General features: G+C 60.1%; 2 protein-coding genes. Both read right to left on the reverse strand.

Features of this window, described 5'->3' with window-relative positions; translation table 11 throughout:
• Positions 1-187: 187 nt before the first annotated feature.
• A complete protein-coding gene (locus BMX68_RS24935) occupies positions 188-1,174 on the reverse strand; it encodes a DNA cytosine methyltransferase (RefSeq protein WP_017131117.1) in 987 nt (328 codons plus the stop codon).
• Between the two features lie 44 nt (positions 1,175-1,218).
• The coding region (locus BMX68_RS24940) for a hypothetical protein (RefSeq protein WP_017131118.1) at positions 1,219-1,532 on the reverse strand (314 nt) is incomplete at its 5' end.

A 1,532-nucleotide genomic window follows, 5' to 3' on the forward strand; every position in this document is an offset into this window, starting at 1 on the left:
CCGCGATCCAGGCCCATCGCGTAGGCGGCGTCCTGAAACACCATCAACTCATCAGAGAAGCGCTCGATCTTGCCGACGTACTGCTGGTGCAGCCGCTCAATCGCGGCATGGTCATCAGGGTGATTTCTGTTTTCTGTGGGCATGGGGCGTCCTATGCCGGGCCATGCCCGGGCGGCGGAGTGGGGGATTATGTTTCGAGGTAGGCTGCTATAAATTGCGTCGCCGCTTCAGCGTTGATAGCGTTTCCGTAGGCGCGCAGTCGTCCCACTCTGCCGGTAAGCCCATTTGCCATCGGGAATGTGCCGGGTTCAACGGGGCGCCAGAGATGGTCCCTGCATCCGAGCCAGTCAGCAGCACGCCAGAAACCGTTAACCGGGCCGGGCACGTCAGTTGCGACAAAAGGCCAACTGTTTTCCGGCTGCTGTCCGTGTTGCCAGCCGCATTGTTGCCGTTCTGCGCCGGCGTTCCTGCCATCGGCGTTGGCCAGCCCGCAAGGGCCACTATCTGGTTCAGAGGGCGGCCCGTATCCCATGGGCGAGCGTCCTTGAAGCCTCGATGCGCATCTGCCGCCGTGCAGGTAGGCCACCCCGCTAATGCCACTGCAATCCTGAGTTCCGATCTTCGACAGTTCTCCGCTTGCTCGTATGTCCCCCCTTTCCCGTCGCATGCTTTCGGCGTCGGCCACCCAGTAGAGTCGGTCTCGGATGTGCGGCGCACCGACGCCCGCAGACGGAAACGGGACGGCCCCGAAGGCGTATTCCAAGGCTTCCAGGTCAGCCTGTACAAGGTCGACCCAAGGCTCGATAGCCTTGCTCGCAACCTGCTCTCCAAAGATGACTGCAGGTTTGCACTGGCTGATGAGCCAGGCGAAGCTTGGCCAAAGGTGTCTTGGGTCCGCAAACCCAGCTCCAGCGCCTGCCGCGCTGAAAGGCTGGCAAGGACAGGAACCGGTCCAAACAGATCGATCATCTGCCCAGCCGGCGCGCCGAAGGGCGAGGGACCAAACACCGACTCCGGCGAAGAAGTGGCACTGCGTGAATTCGCGCAGGTCGCTTGGATGGACATCTTCAATACTCCTTTCATCTACAATGCCTGGCGCTATGTGTCCGGCCTCTATGAGATTTCTCAGCCACTGAGCGGCGTAGGGGTCAATTTCGTTGTAGTAAGCGGCCATGGCTTCGCCTCGCCGTCTGGCGTGATTCGTTTAAGTGTGATGGGTTATGCTTCTTCGGCGTCGAGCCGTGACGCTTTGCGTTGACCGAGAAGGTATAGTTCTGCCGCCACGTTTTCGTGAACTTCTATTTTGTGGCGCGAACGAAGCGCTTCAGATGCTCCAGCGGGTCCGAGCGAGTGCAGGTATCGCAGACACCCGGCGATCACCGACGCTTGCTCAGTGTCTTCAGTCCAGGTCATCAGCTCGGCAAGCATCTTCTTCTCGCCAGCTCGCACGCGGTGTCGCAACTCTTGCTCGCCGAGACTTTTTCTCTTTGCCGCAGTCTTTGCCGATCGTTCTTTCTGCGCGGCTACCATGG

The organism is Pseudomonas agarici, from assembly GCF_900109755.1.
GTDB lineage: Bacteria > Pseudomonadota > Gammaproteobacteria > Pseudomonadales > Pseudomonadaceae > Aquipseudomonas > Aquipseudomonas agarici.

Bases quoted from the DNA above. Each gene is read 5' to 3' on its own strand.
- BMX68_RS24935 (WP_017131117.1), bottom strand. From the start codon at position 1,174: ATGGCCGCTTACTACAACGAAATTGACCCCTACGCCGCTCAGTGGCTG.